At 58.3% G+C, this 22677-nt stretch carries 19 protein-coding genes and 2 tRNA genes; 1 reads left to right on the top strand and 20 read right to left on the bottom strand.

The window, feature by feature from the left end:
* Positions 1-3: 3 nt before the first annotated feature.
* The 12 genes from rbfA to rlmE all read right to left on the bottom strand — a co-directional run bounded on the left by rbfA (position 4) and on the right by rlmE (position 11706).
* Positions 4-399: a 30S ribosome-binding factor RbfA gene (rbfA, locus tag BM70_RS0116980; RefSeq protein ID WP_016973761.1), complete on the bottom strand. Its 396-nt coding sequence runs from the start codon at positions 397-399 to the stop codon at positions 4-6.
* Between the two features lie 159 nt (positions 400-558).
* Positions 559-3084 (bottom strand): translation initiation factor IF-2, encoded by a 2526-nt coding sequence (gene infB, locus BM70_RS0116975; RefSeq protein WP_025857113.1) that lies wholly within the window; start codon positions 3082-3084, stop codon positions 559-561.
* A 27-nt stretch (positions 3085-3111) separates the two neighbouring features.
* Positions 3112-4593, bottom strand: a complete 1482-nt coding sequence (gene nusA / locus BM70_RS0116970; protein ID WP_025857112.1) for a transcription termination factor NusA — start codon at positions 4591-4593, stop codon at positions 3112-3114.
* Positions 4594-4640: 47 nt separating this feature from the next.
* Positions 4641-5099: a ribosome maturation factor RimP gene (gene rimP, locus BM70_RS0116965; protein ID WP_003235029.1), complete on the bottom strand. Its 459-nt coding sequence runs from the start codon at positions 5097-5099 to the stop codon at positions 4641-4643.
* A gap of 140 nt (positions 5100-5239) precedes the next feature.
* Positions 5240-5316: transfer RNA gene (locus tag BM70_RS0116960), tRNA-Met, on the bottom strand.
* Positions 5317-5412: 96 nt separating this feature from the next.
* A tRNA-Leu gene (locus tag BM70_RS0116955) sits at positions 5413-5498 on the bottom strand.
* Positions 5499-5520: 22 nt separating this feature from the next.
* Complete coding sequence (gene secG / locus BM70_RS32485; RefSeq protein ID WP_010206600.1) at positions 5521-5904, bottom strand: preprotein translocase subunit SecG; 384 nt, start codon at positions 5902-5904, stop codon at positions 5521-5523.
* Between the two features lie 4 nt (positions 5905-5908).
* The gene (gene tpiA / locus BM70_RS0116950) at positions 5909-6664 is read right to left on the bottom strand and encodes a triose-phosphate isomerase (protein ID WP_003194193.1); all 756 of its coding nucleotides are present in this window, start codon (positions 6662-6664) and stop codon (positions 5909-5911) included.
* A gap of 66 nt (positions 6665-6730) precedes the next feature.
* Positions 6731-8068, bottom strand: coding sequence for a phosphoglucosamine mutase (gene glmM, locus BM70_RS0116945; protein ID WP_025857111.1), 1338 nt, complete (start codon positions 8066-8068; stop codon positions 6731-6733).
* A 16-nt stretch (positions 8069-8084) separates the two neighbouring features.
* Positions 8085-8936, bottom strand: a complete 852-nt coding sequence (folP, locus tag BM70_RS0116940; RefSeq protein WP_025857110.1) for a dihydropteroate synthase — start codon at positions 8934-8936, stop codon at positions 8085-8087.
* A gap of 8 nt (positions 8937-8944) precedes the next feature.
* A complete protein-coding gene (gene ftsH, locus BM70_RS0116935) occupies positions 8945-10855 on the bottom strand; it encodes an ATP-dependent zinc metalloprotease FtsH (RefSeq protein WP_010562674.1) in 1911 nt (636 codons plus the stop codon).
* 200 nt (positions 10856-11055) lie between these two features.
* Positions 11056-11706 (bottom strand): 23S rRNA (uridine(2552)-2'-O)-methyltransferase RlmE, encoded by a 651-nt coding sequence (gene rlmE / locus BM70_RS0116930; RefSeq protein ID WP_010206606.1) that lies wholly within the window; start codon positions 11704-11706, stop codon positions 11056-11058.
* 106 nt (positions 11707-11812) lie between these two features.
* Between rlmE and BM70_RS0116925 the strand changes: the two genes are divergently transcribed.
* Entirely contained in the window at positions 11813-12121 is a 309-nt protein-coding gene (locus tag BM70_RS0116925) for a YhbY family RNA-binding protein (protein ID WP_010206607.1), read from the top strand.
* Between the two features lie 9 nt (positions 12122-12130).
* On the opposite strand, the gene BM70_RS0116920 is transcribed toward BM70_RS0116925, so the two are convergent.
* The 8 genes from BM70_RS0116920 to grpE form a co-directional block, all read right to left on the bottom strand.
* The gene (locus BM70_RS0116920; RefSeq protein ID WP_025857109.1) at positions 12131-12535 is read right to left on the bottom strand and encodes a hypothetical protein; all 405 of its coding nucleotides are present in this window, start codon (positions 12533-12535) and stop codon (positions 12131-12133) included.
* 28 nt (positions 12536-12563) lie between these two features.
* Positions 12564-13040, bottom strand: coding sequence for a transcription elongation factor GreA (greA, locus tag BM70_RS0116915; protein WP_025857108.1), 477 nt, complete (start codon positions 13038-13040; stop codon positions 12564-12566).
* The gene (gene carB, locus BM70_RS0116910) at positions 13037-16258 is read right to left on the bottom strand and encodes a carbamoyl-phosphate synthase large subunit (RefSeq protein WP_025857107.1); all 3222 of its coding nucleotides are present in this window, start codon (positions 16256-16258) and stop codon (positions 13037-13039) included. Before carB ends, greA begins: the two co-directional genes overlap by 4 nt.
* 105 nt (positions 16259-16363) lie before the next feature.
* Entirely contained in the window at positions 16364-17500 is a 1137-nt protein-coding gene (gene carA, locus BM70_RS0116905; RefSeq protein WP_025857106.1) for a glutamine-hydrolyzing carbamoyl-phosphate synthase small subunit, read from the bottom strand.
* Between the two features lie 259 nt (positions 17501-17759).
* Positions 17760-18566, bottom strand: coding sequence for a 4-hydroxy-tetrahydrodipicolinate reductase (gene dapB, locus BM70_RS0116900; protein WP_025857105.1), 807 nt, complete (start codon positions 18564-18566; stop codon positions 17760-17762).
* A 10-nt stretch (positions 18567-18576) separates the two neighbouring features.
* Positions 18577-19701 (bottom strand): molecular chaperone DnaJ, encoded by a 1125-nt coding sequence (gene dnaJ, locus BM70_RS0116895; RefSeq protein ID WP_016976814.1) that lies wholly within the window; start codon positions 19699-19701, stop codon positions 18577-18579.
* A 316-nt stretch (positions 19702-20017) separates the two neighbouring features.
* On the bottom strand, positions 20018-21934 hold the full coding sequence (gene dnaK / locus BM70_RS0116890; protein ID WP_025857104.1) for a molecular chaperone DnaK: 1917 nt from the start codon (positions 21932-21934) through the stop codon (positions 20018-20020).
* 102 nt (positions 21935-22036) lie between these two features.
* Positions 22037-22597: a nucleotide exchange factor GrpE gene (grpE, locus tag BM70_RS0116885; protein ID WP_025857103.1), complete on the bottom strand. Its 561-nt coding sequence runs from the start codon at positions 22595-22597 to the stop codon at positions 22037-22039.
* Between the last annotated feature and the right edge of the window lie 80 nt (positions 22598-22677).

The following is a 22677-nucleotide window of genomic DNA, read 5'->3' as shown; positions in this document are numbered from 1 at the left end:
CGCTTACTCCTTGGCGTCTTCAGGTGTGGACGGATGCTGGCTGTCTTCAGCCACGGCGCGCTCGATCAGTGCCGACAGGTGCGCACCCCGCACGACGCTTTCGTCGTAGTGGAAGTGCAACTGGGGAACACTGCGCAGCTTCATTTCACGGGCCAACTGCATGCGCAGGAAACCTGCCGCCGAATTGAGCACCTTGATGCTTTGCGCGATTTCTTCGCTGCTGTCCTGCCCCATCACGGTGATGAAGATCTTGGCGTGACCCACGTCACGGCTCACTTCAACAGCGGTGATGGTGACCAGGCCAACACGCGGGTCTTTGACTTCGCGACGGATCAGTTGGGCCAGCTCACGCTGCATCTGATCGCCGATACGTTGGGTACGGCTGTATTCTTTTGCCATGTCTTGTTACCTGTTACTGCCACACGGTGAAACCCGTGGGGTCTGAAAGCGGCAAACGCCCGGCCTGACAAAAGCCAGACCGGGCGTTGCGTTTAGAGTCCGTACGCGGAGCGGGGCATTTGCATGCCCACACGCCGCGTGGCTCCGGAAGTGCGCGAGTTAGAGGCTGCGAGCAACCTGAACCTTCTCGAAGACTTCGATCTTGTCGCCAACCTTGACGTCGTTGTAGCTCTTGACGCCGATACCGCATTCCATGCCGGCACGTACTTCGGAAGCGTCATCCTTGAAGCGGCGCAGGGATTCCAGCTCGCCTTCGAAGATAACGATGTCTTCACGCAGTACACGGATTGGACGGTTACGGTACACGGTGCCTTCGACAACCATGCAGCCGGCGATCGCGCCGAATTTCGGCGAGCGGAACACGTCACGTACTTCGGCGATCCCCAGGATGTTCTCCCGGACGTCACTGCCAAGCATGCCGGTGAGGGCTTTCTTGACGTCTTCGATGATGTCGTAGATGACGTTGTAGTAACGCATGTCCAGGCCTTCCTGCTCGACGATCTTGCGAGCGCCAGCATCGGCACGCACGTTGAAGCCGAACAGTACAGCGTTGGAAGCCAGTGCCAGGTTGGCGTCGGACTCGGTGATACCACCGACACCGCCACCGACAACACGCACTTGCACTTCGTCGTTACCCAGGCCGTTCAGGGCGCCGTTCAACGCTTCGAGGGAACCACGCACGTCAGATTTGAGGACGATGTTAAGCGTCTTCTTCTCTTCCTGGCCCATGTTCTCGAAGATGTTTTCCAGCTTGCCGGCGTGAGCACGTGCCAGCTTGACTTCACGGAACTTGCCTTGACGGAACAGAGCCACTTCACGGGCTTTCTTCTCGTCGGCCACTACGCTCATTTCGTCGCCAGCGTCCGGGGTACCGTCCAGGCCGAGGATCTCGACCGGGATAGCAGGGCCGGCTTCCTTGATTGGCTTGCCGTTCTCGTCGAGCATGGCACGTACACGGCCGTAGTTCGAACCGACCAGGACCATGTCGCCCTGGCGCAGGGTACCGTCTTGAACCAGAACGGTCGCAACCGGGCCACGGCCCTTGTCGAGACGGGACTCAACCACAACGCCACGGCCTGGAGCCGATGGAGTCGCAGTCAGTTCCAGCACTTCGGCTTGCAACAGAACGGCTTCGAGCAGTTCGTCAACACCGGTACCCATCTTCGCGGAGACTGGCACGAATGGAGTGTCGCCACCCCACTCTTCGGAGGTCACGCCGTGAACCGACAGTTCGCTACGGATGCGATCGAGATCAGCGCCCGGCTTGTCGATTTTGTTCACCGCAACAACCAATGGAACGCCAGCAGCCTTGGCATGCTGAACGGCTTCGATGGTTTGTGGCATCACGCCGTCGTCCGCTGCAACCACCAGGATCACGATGTCGGTCGCCTTGGCACCACGGGCACGCATTGCGGTAAACGCGGCGTGACCAGGGGTATCGAGGAACGTCACCATGCCACGGTCGGTTTCAACGTGGTACGCGCCGATGTGCTGGGTGATACCGCCGGCTTCGCCTGCAGCAACCTTGGCACGACGGATGTAGTCGAGCAGGGAAGTTTTACCGTGGTCAACGTGGCCCATTACGGTCACAACCGGTGCACGGGAAACAGCCTCACCTTCAAACTTCAGGGACTCGGCCAGGGAATCTTCCAGGGCGGTGTCGCTGACCAGGGTCACTTTGTGGCCCAGCTCTTCAGCAACCAGTTGGGCAGTTTCCTGATCCAGTACCTGGTTGATGGTGGCTGGAGTACCCAGCTTGAACATGAACTTGATGATTTCAGCTGCCTTGACCGACATCTGCTGGGCCAGATCGCCCACAGTGATGGTCTCGCCGATCTTCACTTCACGCACGACAGGGCCGGTTGGGCTCTGGAAACCGTGGGCGTTGCGCTTCTTCAGCTTGGCCTTGCCGCGACCACCACGACGGAAGCCATCGCTTTCTTCGTCGGTAGTTCGTGGGGCAACGCGTGGAGCAGGCGCTTTCTCTTTGACCGAAGCACGATGTGGAGCGTTTTTGCGCTCGCCATCGCCACCACCACCGCGACGATTGTTATCGTCAGCACGTGGCTTGTCCGGACGACGAGGCTCGTCGCGTTTACGGGCGTCAGCAGCAGGTGCTGGTGCAGCGGCAACCGGAGCGGCCTCACGCACAGCTTCTACTGGCGCGCTTGGCGCGGCGACCGCTTCAGTGGCAGCAGGTTGCGCAGCAGCAGGCTGGCGACGCGCTTCTTCTTCGGCGCGACGCTTGGCTTCTTCTTCAGCCTTCTGACGAGCAGCATTTTCTACTGCGCGACGTTCTTCCAGTTCGCGTTTGCGCTCGGCTTCGATTTCTTCCGGGCTGCGCTGTACGAAGACTTTCTTCTTGCGTACTTCAACGCTGATGCTCTTGCTACCAGCAACACGCAGGGTGCTGGTGGTTTTGCGCTGCAATGTAATCTTGCGCGGTTCTTCCACTTTCGCCTTGTGGCTGCTCTTCAAGTGAGTCAGCAAAGACTGCTTCTCACTGTCGCTCACACCTTCATCGGCGGCGGTGTGCGGCAGACCTGCCTCACGCATCTGCTGCAACAGGCGCTCTACCGGTGTTTTGACCTCATCGGCCAGTTGTTTCACCGTGACTTGCGTCATGCACTTCTCTCCTCAGGCCGCGCCTAGTTACTCGAACCAATGGGCTCGGGCGGCCATGATCAACTTGCCGGCACGATCATCGTCAATGCCGTCGATGTCGAGCAGATCGTCAATAGACTGCTCGGCCAGGTCTTCGCGGGTAATTACGCCGCGCACCGCCAGTTCCATCGCCAAATCCTTGTCCATACCCTCAAGCGAGAGCAGGTCTTCGGCCGGATGGGCGTCTGCCAGCTTTTCCTCAGTAGCGATGGCTTTAGTCAACAAACGATCCTTGGCCCGAGCGCGAAGCTCGTTGACGGTGTCTTCGTCAAAGCCGTCGATGTTGAGCATTTCTTCCAACGGTACGTAGGCAATCTCTTCCAGGCTGGTGAAGCCTTCATCTACCAGCACCTGCGCCAGGTCTTCATCGACTTCCAGCTCTTCGATGAAGTTGCGCAGGATGTCACCGGTTTCAGCTTGCTGCTTAGCCTGGATGTCCGATTCGGTCATCACGTTCAGGGTCCAGCCGGTCAGTTGGCTGGCCAGACGCACGTTCTGACCACCACGACCAATGGCCTGAGCCAGATTGTCTGCGCCAACGGCGATGTCCATTGCATGGGCATCCTCGTCAACGATAATTGCCGCCACTTCAGCTGGCGACATGGCGTTGATCACGAACTGCGCCGGGTTATCGTCCCACAGGACGATGTCCACACGCTCACCGCCCAATTCGCCCGACACTGCCTGGACGCGCGAACCGCGCATACCGATGCAAGCGCCTTGCGGGTCGATGCGTTTGTCCTTGGAGCGGACCGCGATCTTGGCGCGCGAACCCGGATCGCGGGACGCAGCCATGACTTCGATCAGGCCTTCGGCGATTTCCGGCACTTCGATACGGAACAGCTCGATCAGCATTTCCGGCGCGGTACGCGACAGGATCAGCTGAGGGCCGCGGTTCTCGGTGCGGATTTCCTTGAGCAGCGCACGCAGGCGCACGCCAACACGGAAGGTTTCGCGAGAGATGATGTCTTCGCGGGCCAGCAACGCTTCGGCATTGTTGCCCAGGTCAACGATCACGTTGTCGCGGGTCACTTTTTTCACGGTGCCGGAGATGATTTCACCCAGGCGCTCGCGATAGGCGTCAACGACTTGAGCGCGCTCGGCTTCGCGAACCTTCTGCACGATGACCTGCTTGGCGGTCTGTGCAGCAATACGGCCGAATTCGATCGACTCGATCTTTTCTTCGACGACATCACCGACCTTGGCGCCAGGATGCGTTTCGGCAACCTTGCTTGGCCAGGTTTCGATGGCCGGATCATCAAGATCGGCTTCTTCGACGACCGTCCAGCGACGGAAAGTCTCATAGGCACCGGTGTGGCGGTTGATTTCCACACGCAGATCAACTTCGTCTTCAAAACGCTTTTTGGTAGCAGTGGCCAGGGCCAGCTCCAGCGCTTCAAAAATCACGTTTGCCGGTACGCCCTTTTCATTGGATACCGACTCAACAACCAGCAGTACTTCTTTGCTCATCGTACGCCTCGCCTTTCGCAAGCCATTGGATCCGCGGGATCCGCGTCTCAGTCAAAACTGGGAATAATGTTGGCCTTGTCGATCATATCGATCGGCAACAGGAACTCATGGTCTTCTACCTGCACCACGACATCCTGTTCTTCTACACCGCGCAGAAGGCCCTGAAAGTTGCGTCGCCCTTCAAAGGGAGATCGCAGCTTGATCTTCACTTGTTCACCGGCAAATTTTGCAAACTGATCAATAGTGAACAGTGGGCGTTCCATGCCTGGCGAGGAAACTTCGAGGGTGTATTCAACGGAGATTGGATCTTCAACATCCAGCACACCGCTGATCTGACGGCTGACAATGGCACAATCGTCCACCAGCACGCCGCCCTCTTTATCGATATAAACGCGCAACATTGAGTGGCGACCTTGAGCCGAAAACTCAATACCCCAGCATTCATAGCCTAGGGCCACGACCACCGGGGCCAACAAGGCCTGCAACTCTTCTAGCTTGCTCGACACCTGAACCCCCTCGTGCATGTATGTGCATGCTGTGCAAAATAAAAAAATGGGCGAAACGCCCATCCTTGAAACGCCGTCGAACAGCGGCGTTGAAAGTGTCCAGCTAACAAAAAGCCCCTTAAAAGGGGCTCCGCTAAAACTGGTTGCGGGGGCCGGATTTGAACCGACGACCTTCGGGTTATGAGCCCGACGAGCTACCAGACTGCTCCACCCCGCGACAAAGCTGGGGCGGAAGTATACGACCGATCCCTTACAGGGTCAATGTAACCTTCCACCTACAAGAAAGCCCGCAACAGCGGGCTCTCCTGATAATTGGTACCGAGAAGGGGACTCGAACCCCTACACCCTATGGGCACAACCACCTCAAGGTTGCGTGTCTACCAATTCCACCACCTCGGCAATACAGCGCTTACAACCCTTCTTACTTCTGCTCTTGAGCTGGAGGTACGTCAGTCGCTGGAGTAGCCGACTTTTGCTCTTGAAGCACCGGGACATCATCAGAAGCCGGTTTTGCTTTTGGTACTTCCAACACTGCTGGGTTTGGGAGACCTACCTGAGTCAGCACATGAGCTTTCTCTTTAGCAAAGTAACCTAACCCCAAGCTGGTTATGAAGAAACCGGCGGCAAGTATAGCAGTAAACTTACTAAGAAAGGTAGAGGAACCTTGGCTTCCGAACACAGTATTTGAAGCACCTGCACCGAAAGACGCACCAGCATCCGCACCTTTACCCTGTTGCAACAAAACCAGGGCAACTACGCCCAGGGCAGCCAACAGATGAAAAACGACTACGACTGTTTCCAGCATTTTTTCAGTTTCCCGCGGCGCGACAGATCGCACCGAACTCATCTGCATTCAGGGAAGCTCCACCAATGAGCCCCCCATCGATATCCGGCATGCCGAACAGTTCGACCGCATTGGCCGCCTTCACGCTGCCGCCGTATAGAAGACGCACACCTTGTGCGACTTCAGAATTCTCTGCCGCCAACTGCGCGCGGATGGCTGCGTGCACATCCTGCGCCTGTTGCGGTGTAGCAGTCAGCCCGGTGCCAATGGCCCAGACCGGCTCGTAAGCAATTACTGCCTTTGCAAACGCACCAACACCCAGCTCCTCGATGATGCTGCCCAGCTGACGCGAGACAACTTCAAGAGTCTTGCCCGATTCACGCTGCTCCAGGGTCTCCCCTATGCACAACACTGGAATCAAGCCACAAGCCTGTGCCGCCGCGAACTTGCGATTGAGTGTCCCATCACGCTCGCCCATCATCTGACGGCGTTCGGAGTGCCCGACAAGCACATAGGAACAACCCGCATCGACCAACTGACTCGGCGAAATCTCACCAGTCAACGCACCCTGCATTGGTTCCACCGCAGAGTTCTGCGCGCCGACCTGGATCGACTTGCCTTTCAAGCCATCAACCACTTGGTTGATATGCAGGCAAGGCGGAAAAACCGCAACATCAACACCGCTAGGCAAGGCCAAGTGACGAAGGCCATTGATCAGCTCAGCGACACTGGCGCGGGTACCGTGCATCTTCCAGTTACCAGCTACCATAGTGCGACGCATGCTGTACCTCGTCGGTCAAAGTGGGCGCAGATGTTACCCAACCACATCATCACTGGCAAGCCGAATTCAGGCGCAAACTTCAGTTACCAGTTTTGCCAGGTCTTCGGCGTGGCCGCGAACCTGTGTTTCGTCGTCACCTTCGACCATGACACGCACCAGAGGCTCTGTGCCGGACTTGCGCAGCAGCACTCGGCCACGCCCCGCCATTGCCAGGGTCACGCGCTCGCACGCCTCTTTGACAGCCGGGTGCTCGATCGGGTTTTCGCCGCCGGCAAACCGCACATTCAGCAGCACTTGCGGACATTTGCGCAGCGCCTGGCGCGCCTGGGCCAGGCTCTCTTCGCGACGACGCAGCGACAGCAGAACCTGCAGCGCAGCAATGATCGCATCACCAGTGGTGGTGTGCTGGAAGCAGACGACATGCCCGGAATTCTCGCCACCCACCTGCCAGTTACGCTCAAGCAGCTCGGCGATCACATAGCGGTCACCGACATTGGCTCGCACGAACGGGATACCCAGGTCCGCCAAGGCCAACTCAAGCCCCAGGTTGCTCATCAGCGTACCGACGACACCACCTTGCAGCTTGTTACGCTCATGCAAGTCGCGGGCAATGATGAACAGCAGATCATCACCATCAACGATGGCGCCCGTGTGATCCACCATCAGCACACGGTCACCGTCACCGTCAAAGGCAATACCCAGATCCGCATGCTCGGAAAGGACGGCAGCCTGCAACTGCTCCATATGCGTGGAGCCGCAGTTGTCGTTGATGTTCAGCCCGTCAGGCTGGGCCGACAGGACTGTCACGTCCGCGCCCAACTCCTTGAATACGCTTGGCGCCACTTTGTAAGTCGCACCATGGGCGCAATCGACCACGATCTTCAGGCCGGCAAAATTGGTGCTGCTCGGCACGCTGCTTTTGCAGAATTCGATATATCGGCCAGAAGCGTCGTTAATGCGCGATACCTTGCCCAGCTTGCTGGACTCGACCACCGTCATCGGCGCATCCAGCAGCTCTTCGATCATCAACTCGATCTCGTCCGGCAGCTTGGTGCCCTGCCCCGAGAAGAATTTGATGCCATTGTCATCATGAGGGTTGTGCGAAGCACTGATCACAATACCGGCTTCAGCGTGAAAGGTACGCGTCAGGTAAGCGATCGCTGGCGTCGGCATAGGCCCCAGCAGCATCACATCGGCACCCGCGGCGGACAGGCCTGCCTCCAGTGCGGATTCAAACATGTAGCCAGAAATGCGCGTGTCCTTGCCCACCAGGATGCGGCAAGCCCCCATGCTCCGGAACGCCATCCCTGCAGCCCAACCCAGCTTGAGCATGAAATCAGGAGTAATCGGAAATTCGCCGACCCGACCACGGATACCGTCGGTGCCAAAGTATTTTTTAGTCATAAGTGCTCCATCATTCTTATTCGGCTGATTCTACTGCGGCAATCATGCGCACCACATCCACTGTTTCGGCAACATCATGCACACGCAAGATACGCGCGCCTTTGCTTACTGCAAGCGCTGCCAGTGCAAGACCACCGTACAGCCGCTCACCCACCGGGCGACTCAGGGCCAGCCCTATCATGCTTTTGCGCGAAACGCCGACCAGAAGGGGCCGACCAAGGGCATGCAGGGATTCCATATGCTTGAACAGACTTAGATTGTGCTGCAGGGTCTTGGCGAAGCCAAAGCCGGGATCGAGGATGATCTTTTCCGCAGCAATCCCCACGACAGCACATTGAGCGATCCGCTCAGCGAGGAAACCGCTGACTTCGCCGACAAGGTCATCATAGTGAGGATTGTCCTGCATATTGCCGGGTTCTCCGAGCATATGCATCAGGCACACCGGCAAACCGGTAGCGGCAGCGGCATCAAGGGCACCGTCGCGCTGAAGGGAGCGCACATCATTGATCAACCCCGCGCCCAGGCGCGCAGTTTCGCGCATTACCGCCGGCGTCGAGGTGTCCACCGAGATGATCACATCCAGCTCACGTGCAATGCGCTCCACTATCGGCGCCACCCGCTCAAGCTCCTCCAAGGGAGAAACCACGCGAGCGCCAGGCCGAGTCGACTCACCACCCACATCAATCAGGGTAGCCCCCGCCACTACCATCGCCTCAGCGTGACGCAATGCAGCATCAAGCTGGCTGAAGCGGCCACCATCGGAAAAGGAGTCGGGGGTTACATTAAGAATACCCATGACATGCGTATGGGCCAAATCAAGAACCCGGTTGCCGCAAGGCAACCGGGTGGAGGACAACACAGAAGTCATTTCAAACCTTAGTGGTCAGCTGCCGGGCCGCCGATCGGGGTTTCAGGGCGTTCATTCTGAACCACTGGCGGCGTGCCAGAGGTACCCGAACCACCTTCCCAATCACGAGGCTCACGAGGCGTGCGACCAGCCATGATGTCGTCGATCTGGTCGGCATCAATGGTCTCGTACTTCATCAGCGCATCAGCCATGGCATCCAGCTTGTCGCGGTTGTCAGTCAGAATCTGCTTGGCCGTGCCGTAGCACTGATCAATGATGCTGCGCACTTCGGAGTCGATCAGCTTGGCTGTCTCACCGGAGAAGCTGGCGTTCTGACCGCCACCGCCGCGACCCAGGAACACTTCGCCTTCTTCCTCGGCATACATCAACGGACCGAGTTTTTCCGACAAACCCCACTTGGTCACCATGTTCCGTGCGATCTGGCTGGCACGCATGATGTCGTTGGAGGCACCGGTCGTCACGCCATCGAAGCCCAAGGTCATCTCTTCTGCAATACGACCACCGTACAGCGAGCAGATCTGGCTGATCAACGCACGCTTGGAGAGGCTGTAGCGATCCTCTTCCGGCAGGAACATCGTGACACCCAGCGCCCGACCGCGAGGAATGATCGACACTTTGTAGACCGGGTCATGCTCTGGCACAACGCGACCGACAATGGCGTGACCAGCTTCGTGATAAGCGGTGTTCTGTTTCTCTTTTTCGGACATGACCATGGATTTACGCTCGGCGCCCATCATGATCTTGTCTTTCGCCAATTCGAACTCTTTCATCTCCACGATGCGCTTGCCGGTACGGGCAGCGAACAACGAAGCTTCGTTGACCAGGTTGGCCAGGTCGGCACCGGAGAAGCCTGGAGTACCACGGGCGATCACGGCCGGAGCCACGTCGTCGCCCATTGGGACTTTGCGCATGTGTACTTTCAGGATCTGCTCGCGACCACGGATATCCGGCAGGCCAACCACGACCTGACGGTCGAAACGACCTGGACGCAGCAACGCAGGGTCCAAAACGTCCGGACGGTTGGTTGCAGCGATCACGATGATGCCGTCGTTCATTTCAAAGCCGTCCATCTCAACCAGCAACTGGTTAAGGGTCTGCTCACGCTCATCATGACCGCCGCCCATGCCGGCGCCACGATGGCGACCAACGGCGTCGATTTCATCGATGAAGATGATGCAAGGCGCATGCTTCTTGGCCTGTTCGAACATATCGCGAACACGGCTGGCACCGACGCCGACGAACATTTCGACGAAGTCAGAACCGGAAATGGTGAAGAACGGCACCTTGGCTTCGCCGGCAATCGCCTTGGCCAGCAAGGTTTTACCGGTACCCGGAGGACCGACCATCAGCACACCGCGAGGAATGCGACCACCCAGGCGCTGGAACTTGCCCGGATCGCGCAGGAACTCGACCAACTCGCCCACTTCCTCCTTGGCTTCGTCGCAACCCGCAACGTCAGCCAGGGTGGTCTTTACCTGATCCTCAGAGAGCAGGCGCGCCTTGCTCTTGCCGAAGCTCATCGGCCCGCCCTTGCCGCCCGCACCGCCTTGCATCTGGCGCATGAAGAACATGAACACGGCGATGATCACCAGGATCGGGAAGCTGGCTACCAGCAACTGGGTCCAGATGCTCTGCTGCTCAGGCTGCTTGCCTTCGACAACCACGTGGTTATCCACCAGGTCGCCGATCAGGCCATTGTCCTGGATCGCCGGACGAATGGTCTTGAAGCTGTCGCCATCGTTGCGTTTGCCGGTGATCACGTAGCCATCAACCGCTACGCGCTCGACCTTGCCATCCTTAACTTGCTGGATGAAGTCGGAATAGTTGAGGGTCTGCGGCTCGTTAGGGCTGGAGAAGTTGTTCATCACCGTCACCAGGACAGCCGCGATGATCAACCACAGGATCAGATTCTTTGCCATATCGTTCAATTAACTACCCTCTGAAGCAAGCTCCGCTACTGGCGCGTGCTTCGCATGATATTCACCGGCCTAACTTACTACATTACCTACAACACTGGCAGGCGCCGTCTGTAACCCTTTGTGAAACTTTGACTACACAATATTCGTAAAGCTTCGTGACGAAAGCGATATAAAAAAACCTATCGACTCCCTTCAAACCTTCAAAGACGCTCATCACTGGCGGCGCCTTCAATGCCGCGAAACCCCCGCGCCAACAGGTACTGCTCGCGAGACCGGTCACGAGAAGAGTCCGGCTTGCGCATCTGCACCTTGTCGAACAGCTTGCGGATGTTCTTGTGGTACTCGTCGAAACCTTCCCCTTGGAAGACCTTGACCAGGAAATCGCCACCCGGACGCAATACCCGACCCGCCAGATCCAGTGCCAATTCGCACAGGAACATGGCGCGCGGCATATCAACAGCCGGTAATCCACTCATATTGGGGGCCATGTCGGAAATCACAAGGTCCACCTGCGAATTTCCTACAGCTTCCAGGATCTCGGCCAGGACAGCGTCCTGGGTAAAGTCACCGTGCACAAAGGTCACGTCCGGGATGCTGTCCATCTCCAGGATGTCGGAAGCGATCAAACGGCCTTGCCCACCAATCAGACGACTGGCCACCTGGGACCAGCCACCCGGGGCGGCACCCAGGTCGATCACGCTCATGCCGGGGCGAAACAATTTGTCCTTGTCCTGCAGCTCCAGCAGTTTGTAGCTGGCCCGGGAACGGTAGCCGTCCTTTTGCGCCTTTTTGACGTAAGGATCGTTGAAATGTTCTTGTAGCCACTTAAGGCTGGTTTTGGAACGGGCCACGGGCCACCTCGAAAAATAAAACGGGTCGTGATTAACTGGGCGGTCCCGGACTCGCTCGGGTAAACTGGCCGCCGCTTTTTACAAGATCAGACGCAGGGGTCAGATTATGCCGCTCACTCAAGAGCAGAAGAAACAGTACAAATCCATTGGCCACCATCTGAAACCAGTTCTGATTGTGGCAGATAACGGTTTGACTGAAGGTGTGCTAGCCGAATTCGAACGTGCACTGAACGATCATGAACTGATCAAGATCAAGGTCAACATCCTTGACCGCGAAGCGCGCCTGGCCGCCATTGCAGAACTGTGCAAGGTGGGCAAAGCGGACCTGGTCCAGGTCATCGGCAAGATGGCGCTGCTGTATCGCAAGAACTTCAGCGTCAACAAGCAACTGTCGAACGTACACCGCTTCAAGTAATAAAAAGGGTCACGGGCGTGCTTCGCGCGCCCTGCCACTCCATCCCGGTGCAGGCTGTATGACCAGCACCAGGCCGGAGAACCCTAGCACAAGATAGCTGAATAGCTGCCAGCGCAACGCTTCCGGCAGCCACACATGCACGATGCAATACATTGCACACGCATACAGCGCCATCAACAGCAGTTGGCCGCGAATATCCCGCCACAAACTCTCCAAGCCCTCGGCCTTGACCAGCACCAACGCCTGGAGCGTCACGCACGCCGCTGCAAAACCGACCAGCAACGCACTGAGCAATCCATCGATCTCATCGATCAGCAACGGCGCCAGGCCAATCAGGCCCAGCGCCGGTAGCACACCGATATGCAATAACCACAGGCCGCCTACCCAGAGCATCTGGGAGAGCTGCCAAAGCATGGCACCCGCTTGAAGCGGGCGCCGCCTTTCAGATGTGACGAACTTCAACGATCTCGTACTCGATCACACCACCTGGCGTCTTCACAGCCACCACATCACCCTCTTCCTTGGCAATCAAGGCGCGAGCAAGCGGGGAACCGACAGAGATCTTGCCGAGTTTGAAGTCAGCCTCATCTTCGCCAACGATGTGGTAGACCACACTTTCGTCAGTCTCGACGTTGGCGATTTCCACGGTAGTACCGAAAATCACCTTGCCGGTCTTCGGAATGGTCGTCACGTCGATGACCACCGAGTTCTGCAGGCGGCCTTCGATGTCACGGATCCGCGCCTCGACCATACCTTGCTGCTCGCGAGCAGCGTGGTATTCGGCGTTTTCCTTCAGGTCACCCAGTTCGCGGGCCGTACCGATGTCCTGGCTCAGCTTTGGACGTACGACCTTGGTCAGATGGGCGTGCTCCTCTTCCAGGGCCTTGAAGCCCTGGACGGTCATTGGGTATTTGGTCATGCCTTCAATCCTGCGTGTAGATCCTGCAAGCGACGCACGGTCTTTTCCGGACCGAACTTGAGCGCTTCGCAGATGGCTTCGCCAGCAGCAATGGTGGTGGTGCAGTAGATCTTGTGCTGCAAGGCGTTACGACGAATGGAGTAGGAGTCCGCGATCGACTGGCGACCTTCGGTCGTGTTGATGATCAAGGTGACTTCGTCATTCTTGATCATATCGACCACGTGCGGACGGCCTTCCGTCACCTTGTTCACGCGACGCACTTTCAGGCCGGCAGCTTCGATCAGCTTGGCGGTCCCGGCGGTGGCCACGACTTCGAAGCCCAAGTTGATCAGATCACGGGCCACGCCTGCAACCAGTGGCTTGTCGTCATCACGCACGCTGATGAACGCAGTACCGCCGGTCGGCAGCACTTCGCTGGCCCCCATCTGGGCCTTGGCGAAGGCTTCGCCGAAGGTATCGCCCACGCCCATCACTTCACCGGTGGACTTCATCTCTGGACCCAGGATCGGGTCCACACCAGGGAACTTGGCGAATGGGAACACTGCCTCTTTCACGCTGTAGAAGTTCGGAATGATTTCCTTGGTGAAGCCGATTTCCTTCAGGGTCTTACCAGCCATCACGCGGGCAGCGATCATGGCCAGGGACACACCGATGCACTTGGAAACAAATGGCACGGTCCGCGAAGCGCGTGGGTTGACTTCGATGACGTAGATGTCTTCGCCTTGCAGCGCCAACTGTACGTTCATCAGGCCGACTACGCCCAGTTCCAGGGCCATTTTCTTGACCTGGTCGCGCATCTCGTCCTGGATGTGCGCCGGCAGCGAGTACGGCGGCAGCGAGCAAGCGGAGTCACCGGAGTGAACGCCCGCCTGTTCGATGTGCTGCATGATCGCGCCGATCACCACGTCGGTACCGTCGCAGACAGCGTCCACGTCCATCTCGATGGCGCAGTTGAGGAAGTGGTCCAGCAGCACCGGGCTGTCGTTGGACACTTTCACCGCATCGCGCAAGTAACGCTTGAGCTCTTCTTCTTCGTAGACGATTTCCATCGCACGGCCGCCCAGGACGTAGGACGGACGCACCACCAGCGGGTAGCCGATCTTGCTGGCCGCACGGATGGCTTCGTCTTCGCTGCGCACGGTGGCGTTTGGCGGCTGACGCAGGTTCAGGCGCTCAACCATTTGCTGGAAGCGCTCACGGTCTTCTGCACGGTCGATAGCGTCCGGGCTCGTGCCGATGATCGGCACGCCAGCAGCTTCCAGGGCACGCGCCAGTTTCAGCGGGGTTTGGCCGCCGTACTGGACGATGACGCCTTTTGGCTTCTCGACGCGCACGATTTCCAGCACGTCTTCCAGGGTCACTGGTTCGAAGTACAGGCGATCGGAGGTGTCGTAGTCGGTGGAAACGGTTTCCGGGTTGCAGTTGACCATGATGGTCTCGTACCCGTCTTCGCGCAGTGCGAGGGCGGCGTGTACGCAGCAGTAGTCGAACTCGATGCCCTGGCCGATACGGTTCGGGCCGCCACCCAGGATCATGATCTTGTCGCGACCCGACGGCGCGGCTTCGCACTCTTCCTCATAGGTGGAGTACAGGTACGCAGTGTCGGTGGAGAACTCGGCCGCGCAGGTGTCAACGCGCTTGTAGACCGGGAAGATCTCCAGCTTGTGGCGATGAGTGCGCAGGTTTTTCTCGGTCACGCCCAGCAGCTTGGCCAGACGCTGGTCGGAGAAGCCTTTGCGCTTGAGGCGGAACATCATGTCGCGGTCGATGCTGGCCAGCCCCAGGGTCTTGACCTTCTCTTCTTCCTTGATCAGATCTTCGATCTGTACCAGGAACCACGGGTCGATCATGTTCATGCCGAAGATGTCTTCGACGGTCATGCCGGCGCGGAAGGCGTCAGCCACATACCAGATACGCTCGGCGCCCGGCACGGTCAGCTCGCGCTTGAGCACGCTCATGCTTTCCGGGTTGCTCAGGTCGAGCTTCTCGTCCAGGCCGCAAACACCCACTTCCAGGCCGCGCAGGGCTTTCTGCAGGGATTCCTGGAACGTGCGACCGATGGCCATGACTTCACCCACAGATTTCATCTGGGTGGTCAGGCGCGCGTCGGCCTTGGCGAATTTCTCGAAGGCAAAACGTGGCAGCTTGGTGACCACGTAGTCGATGGACGGCTCGAAGGACGCCGGGGTCTTGCCGCCGGTGATGTCGTTCGACAGTTCGTCCAGGGTGTAACCCACAGCCAGCTTGGCCGCGACCTTGGCGATCGGGAAGCCGGTGGCTTTCGATGCCAGCGCCGACGAACGGGACACACGCGGGTTCATCTCGATCACGACCATACGGCCGGTGTTCGGGCAGATGCCGAACTGAACGTTGGAGCCGCCGGTTTCCACGCCGATTTCGCGCAATACCGCCAGGGAGGCGTTACGCAGGATCTGGTATTCCTTGTCGGTCAGGGTCTGCGCTGGGGCCACGGTGATCGAGTCACCGGTGTGCACGCCCATCGGGTCGAAGTTTTCGATGGAGCAGACGATGATGCAGTTGTCCTTCTTATCGCGGACAACCTCCATCTCATATTCTTTCCAGCCGATCAGGGATTCGTCGATCAGCAGCTCTTTGGTCGGCGACAGGTCCAAGCCGCGAGCGCAGATTTCTTCGAACTCTTCACGGTTGTACGCGATACCGCCACCGGTGCCGCCCATGGTGAAGGACGGACGGATAATGCACGGGAAGCCCAGGGTCTCGAGGACCGCATTGGCTTCTTCCATGCTGTGGGCGATACCGGAGCGCGGGCAAGCCAGGCCGATGGACTTCATGGCCTTGTCGAAACGCGAACGGTCTTCAGCCTTGTCGATGGTGTCGGCATTGGCGCCGATCATCTCCACGCCGAATTTTTCCAGGACGCCTTCGCGCTCCAGGTCCAGGGCGCAGTTCAGTGCAGTCTGGCCGCCCATGGTGGGCAACAGCGCGTCCGGACGCTCTTTTTCGATGATCTTGGCAACGGTCTGCCACTTGATCGGCTCGATGTAGGTAGCGTCAGCCATGGCCGGGTCGGTCATGATGGTGGCCGGGTTGGAGTTCACCAGGATGACGCGGTAGCCCTCCTCGCGCAGGGCCTTACAGGCCTGGGCGCCGGAGTAGTCGAATTCGCAGGCCTGGCCGATCACGATCGGGCCAGCGCCGAGAATCAGGATGCTTTTTATGTCTGTACGTTTTGGCATGGGTTTGTCACTCAAATCCGCAGGTCAGTCGGCAAGCCGTCTTGAACAATCTTTGAAGAGCCTGCGGGGGCCACCGAAATCCGGGGCCGCCCGCAGGCCGCTCAGTCAGCGTCGCTTGGCCATCTCATTGATGAAACGGTCGAACAGCGGCGCTACGTCGTTCGGGCCCGGGCTGGCTTCAGGGTGGCCCTGGAAGCTGAACGCGCTCTTGTCGGTGCGCTCGATACCCTGCAGGGAACCGTCGAACAGCGACTTGTGAATGGCGCGCACATTGCTCGGCAAGGTGGCTTCATCTACCGCAAAACCGTGGTTCTGGCTGGTGATCATCACAACGCCGGTGTCCAGGTCTTGCACAGGGTGGTTGGCACCGTGGTGGCCGTGCCCCATTTTCAGGGTCTTGGCGCCCGAGGCCAGGGCCAGCAGTTGGTGACCGAGGCAGATACCGAATACCGGGATCTCGGTTTCCAGCACGTCCTTGATCGCCTGGATGGCGTAGTCGCAAGGCTCAGGGTCACCCGGGCCGTTGGACAGGAACACGCCGTCCGGTTGCAGGGCGAGCACGTCGCTGGCCGGGGTTTGCGCCGGCACCACGGTCACGCGGCAACCGCGCTCGACCAGCATGCGCAGGATGTTGTACTTCACACCGTAGTCGTAGGCGACCACGTGGTAAGGCAACTCGGCAGCATCGATGGTCGCGTGGCTGTCCGTCTTCAGGTCCCAGACCGTGGAGCGCCACTCGTATTTCTCTTTGACGCTGACGACTTTCGCCAAGTCCATGCCCTTCAGGCCAGGGAAGCCTTGCGCTGCGGCAATCGCCGCCTCTTCGGAAATATTGTCACCGACCATGATGCAGCCGTTCTGCGAGCCTTTCTCACGTAGGATGCGTGTCAGGCGGCGCGTATCGATACCGGCGATTGCCACAACGTTGTTGGCTTTCAGGTAATCGGACAGCGACATCGTGTTACGCCAGTTGCTCGCAACCAGTGGCAGGTCACGAATCACCAGACCGGCCGACCAGACACGATCAGACTCGACATCTTCCGGTGTAGTACCGGTGTTGCCGATGTGCGGATAGGTCAGGGTAACGATCTGTTGGGCGTAGGAAGGATCGGTAAGGATTTCCTGATAGCCGGTCATGGCAGTGTTAAACACTACCTCTCCAACGGTCTGACCGTCGGCTCCAATGGCTTCGCCGCGAAAAATGCTGCCATCAGCAAGGGCGAGTATGGCTGGCTTAGTCAAGAAGACCTCCCGTAAATAAAGCCTGAAAGGGCGATCGCAGGTTGTAAAAAAGCGGAGTGACGTATGGACACGTCACCCCGCTTCTTCACTGAATTATTCTGCGCGCTTTTAGTGGACACACTAAAGCTGTAGCTTACAGAAAAAGGCTTTTTTGGTCCACCGCTAATGAGCCTTAAAGGCAGGGGAATGCGACAGGACGTCGCTTAGCGGGTAAAAACGGGGCCTAAGCATAAGCTTGAGACCCCGTTTTAGCTACTGATTAGTGCAGATCCAGCACATCGCGCATGTCATAAAGGCCCGCTTCGCGACCTTCCAGCCAGAGCGCAGCACGTACAGCGCCTTTGGCAAACGTCATGCGACTGGACGCTTTGTGCGTGATTTCCAGGCGCTCGCCCTCAGTGGCGAACAACACGGTGTGATCACCCACCACATCGCCACCGCGCACGGTTGCAAAGCCAATGGTGTCACGCGCACGCGCACCAGTGTGACCTTCACGACCGTACACCGCCACTTTCGACAAGTCGCGACCGAGCGCATCGGCAATCGCCTCACCCATGCGCAGCGCAGTGCCCGACGGCGCGTCGATCTTGTGGCGGTGATGGGTCTCGATGATCTCGATATCCGCCTCATCCCCCAGCACGCGCGCAGCCAGATCAAGCAGCTTGAGCGACAGGTTCACACCGACACTGAAGTTGGCCGCGAAGACGATAGGAATATCCTTGCCCGCCTCCGCCAGCAACTGCTTCTGCTCAACCGTCAAACCGGTGGTACCGATCACCATGGACTTGCCCGCCTTGCGGCAGAAAGCCAGGTTTTTCAGCATCACGTCCGGCAGCGTGAAATCGATCAGCACGTCAAACTCATCAGCCACCTGCTCCAGGTTGCCGGACAACGACACACCGATACGCCCCAACGAGGCCAACTCACCGGCATCCGCACCGATCAGCGTGCTGCCCGGACGAACGATCGCCGCGGTCAGCCCAGAGGCCGGCGAGCGCTGCTGCACCGCCTCGACCAGCGTCTTGCCCATGCGCCCGGCAGCGCCCATTACGGCTATACGTCGCATACTCAATTCCTTACAGGTCGCCGAAGAAGCGCTTCACGCCATCGAAAAAGCCCGCGGTTTTCGGCGAGTGGGAGTCATCACCCTCCATCGAACTGCGGAACTCTTCCAGCAGTTCGCGCTGACGGCGATTCAGGTTGACCGGCGTTTCCACCGCCACACGACACATCAGGTCGCCCGCGCCACCACCGCGCACCGGCGCGACGCCTTTGCCCCGGATACGGAACTGCTTGCCGGTCTGCGTGCCTTCAGGGATCTTGAGTTTGACGCGACCATCAAGGGTCGGGATCTCCAACTCGCCACCCAGCGCCGCATCAACAAAGCTGATCGGTACTTCACAGAACAGGTGCTTGCCGTCGCGCTGGAAGATCGAGTGCTCGCGCACGTTGATCACCACGTACAAATCGCCCGTAGGGCCACCCTGGGTACCCGCCTCGCCTTCGCCCGACAGGCGAATACGGTCACCGGTGTCCACGCCAGCCGGCACTTTCACCGACAGGGTCTTGTACTCTTCCACGCGACCTTCGCCGTGGCAGGAGTCGCACGGGTCGGAAATGATCTTGCCCTGGCCATGGCAACGCGGGCACGTCTGCTGCACCGAGAAGAAACCCTGCTGCATGCGGACCTGACCAATACCGCCGCACGTCGGGCAGGTGATCGGCGAAGAGCCTTTCTTGGCGCCCGAGCCATCGCACGGCTTGCAGTTGACCAGCGTCGGCACGCGGATATTGACGCTGGTGCCGCGCACGGCTTCTTCCAGATTCAATTCCAGGGTGTAGCGCAAGTCGCTGCCACGCTGAGCGCCGCCACGTTGACCACCACGCCCACCGCCGAAGAAGTCGCTGAATACGTCACCGAAAATATCGGAGAAATTTTGACCACCAAAACCGGCACCACCGCCACCCATGCTCGGGTCGACGCCGGCATGGCCATACTGGTCGTAGGCCGCACGCTTGTTGGGATCAGAAAGGCATTCGTAGGCCTCATTGGCCTCTTTGAACATTTCTTCGGATTCTTTGCTATCCGGATTACGGTCCGGGTGATGCTTCATCGCCAGGCGACGGTAGGCCTTCTTCAGGTCCGCCTCGCTGGAGCCGCGCTCCACACCCAACACTTCGTAATAGTCACGCTTTGCCATAAGTCTTTGCACTCTTAAGGACGTTCGGCCAGACCCTCCTGAGCCCTGCCAAACTCGTTGAGCCCCAATACAGGCCCGGACCCAACTCACGTCAATTCAACGATCCTGGTCATTACTACTTTCAGCCAGGGACCCGGCCAAAATGCGGTACTTATTGCTCGGAAAGCAGGAGCATTCCCGATCACACCGCCAGCATCCGAACGTTGTCGCATGCTGTAAAAATTCGCATACCCCAGACACACCAACGCGGGAGCAAGCTCCCGCGCGGCGACATCCTACCAGTCACCGCTTGATAGCGGTCAACCGGGCGACCAACTTACTTCTGGTCTTTGACTTCTTCGAACTCGGCATCGACAACGTCGTCGTGCTTGGCTTCAGGCTCTGCCTGCTGCGCAGCACCGTCAGCTGGCTGACCTTGTTCGGCGTACATTTTCTGAGCAACAGGTGCAGAGACTTTCGACAACTCTTCGATCTTGGCTTCGATAGCGGCCTTGTCGTCGCCTTTCACGGCAGCTTCCAGGGCGACTACAGCAGCTTCGATAGCAGTCTTCTCTTCAGCAGTCACTTTATCGCCAGCATCAGCGACCATTTTGCGGGTCGAGTGAACCAGTGCATCACCCTGGTTACGGGCGCCAGCCAGCTCGGCAAACTTGGCATCCGCATCAGCGTTGGCTTCAGCATCACGAATCATCTGTTGAATTTCTTCATCAGACAGACCGGAGTTGGCCTTGATGGTGATCTTCTGCTCTTTACCGGTTGCCTTGTCTTTCGCGCCGACGTGCAGGATGCCGTTGGCGTCGATGTCGAAGGTCACTTCGATTTGTGGCACGCCACGTGGTGCTGGTGGAATCTCGGCCAGGTCGAACTTGCCCAGGGACTTGTTTTGAGCCGCTTGCTTACGCTCACCTTGCAGCACGTGAATGGTCACAGCGCCCTGGTTGTCGTCGGCAGTCGAGAACACTTGGGATTTCTTGGTAGGAATCGTGGTGTTTTTCTCGATCAGCGCAGTCATCACGCCGCCCATGGTTTCGATACCCAGGGTCAGCGGGCTGACGTCCAGCAGCAACACGTCTTTCACATCACCAGCCAATACCGCGCCTTGGATGGCAGCACCCATGGCAACCGCTTCGTCCGGGTTCACGTCTTTACGTGCTTCCTTGCCGAAGAACTCGGTCACTTTCTGCTGAACCAGTGGCATACGGGTCTGACCGCCCACCAGGATCACGTCGTTGATGGAACCCACGTCGATACCGGCGTCTTTCAGGGCGATGCGGCAAGGTTCGATGGTGCGCTGAACCAGGTCTTCAACCAGTGCTTCCAACTTGGCGCGAGAGATCTTCACGTTCAAGTGCTTAGGACCGGTGGCGTCTGCAGTGATGTACGGCAGGTTCACGTCGGTCGACATGCTCGAGGACAGTTCGATCTTGGCCTTCTCGGCAGCTTCTTTCAGACGCTGCATGGCCAGCGGGTCACCCTTGAGGTTCATGCCGCTTTCTTTCTTGAATTCGTCAACGAGGTAGTCGATCAGACGGATGTCAAAGTCTTCACCACCCAGGAAGGTGTCACCGTTGGTGGCCAACACTTCGAACTGGTGCTCGCCGTCAACTTCAGCGATCTCGATGACCGAGACGTCGAAAGTACCGCCACCCAGGTCATAAACGATCACGGTGTGGTCGCCCTTGGCCTTGTCCATACCGTAAGCCAGGGCAGCTGCGGTTGGTTCGTTGATGATACGTTTTACGTCCAGACCCGCGATGCGACCGGCGTCTTTGGTCGCCTGGCGCTGGCTGTCGTTGAAGTAGGCCGGAACGGTGATCACCGCTTCGGTCACTGTTTCGCCGAGGTAGTCTTCGGCAGTCTTCTTCATCTTTTTCAAGACTTCAGCCGAGATCTGCGGCGCAGACATCTTGTTGCCATTTACTTCGACCCAGGCGTCACCGTTGTCAGCCTTGGCGATTTTGTAAGGCACCATCTTGATGTCTTTCTGTACGACTTCTTCGTCGAACTTACGACCGATCAGACGCTTTACCGCGTACAGGGTGTTGTGCGGGTTGGTGACAGCCTGGCGCTTGGCCGACTGACCGACGAGGATCTCGCCATCATTTGCGTAAGCAATGATCGACGGCGTGGTACGCGCGCCTTCGGCGTTCTCGATAACTTTGGCTTTGCCGTTTTCCATGACGGAGACGCAGGAGTTGGTGGTCCCCAGGTCGATACCGATAATTTTGCCCATGATTTACTCTCCCGAAACTTGAATTTGGATGCCGCAGCAGTGGTGGCTAACTGCGGTAGCACTTAAACGCTTGACTTATAGATGGGGGCCTTACGGCGTATTTCAAGCCTGCTCATCAATAGAAGGCGAAACCGGTGCAGGCGCCTTGCTCACCACGACCATCGCCGGGCGCAGCAGGCGACCGTTGAGCTGATAGCCCTTCTGGAACACTTTCAACACGCTGTTAGGCTCCAGGTCATGGCTTTCCTGCATGGCCATGGCTTGGTGATGCTCAGCGTTGAACGGTTCGCCGCCGGTTGGATCAATGGCTTCCAACTGATAACGCTTCAGGGTGTCCTGGAACATTTTCAGGGTCAGTTCGATCCCTTCGCGCATCGGGCGGATGTTTTCGTCGTCCGGGTTGGACAACTCGAGACCACGCTCCAGGCTGTCGATGATCGGCAGCAAGTCACTGGCGAATTTTTCCAATGCGAATTTGTGAGCCTTCTCTACATCCTGCTCGGCACGGCGGCGGACGTTCTGCAGATCGGCGGCAACACGCAAAGACTGGTCCTGCGCAGCGGCCAATTGCTCTTCGAGCACTTGCACACGAGTTGCCAGCTCATCGCCGACAGCCGAATTGGCGTCTGGAGTTTGCGTATCCTGCGTCTGTTCGTCAGCCATAGATTTCTCCTTTCAAAATCATGCGCGAACTCAACTCGCGCTTCTGTTCCGGTATATGGGGCCACAATTTCCAGGTTCAA

It is taken from the genome of Pseudomonas sp. CHM02 (genome assembly GCF_000612585.1).
Taxonomy (GTDB): domain Bacteria; phylum Pseudomonadota; class Gammaproteobacteria; order Pseudomonadales; family Pseudomonadaceae; genus Aquipseudomonas.
The sequence above is the reverse complement of the archived record's forward strand: the minus strand, read 5'-3'. Positions and strand labels throughout refer to the sequence as shown.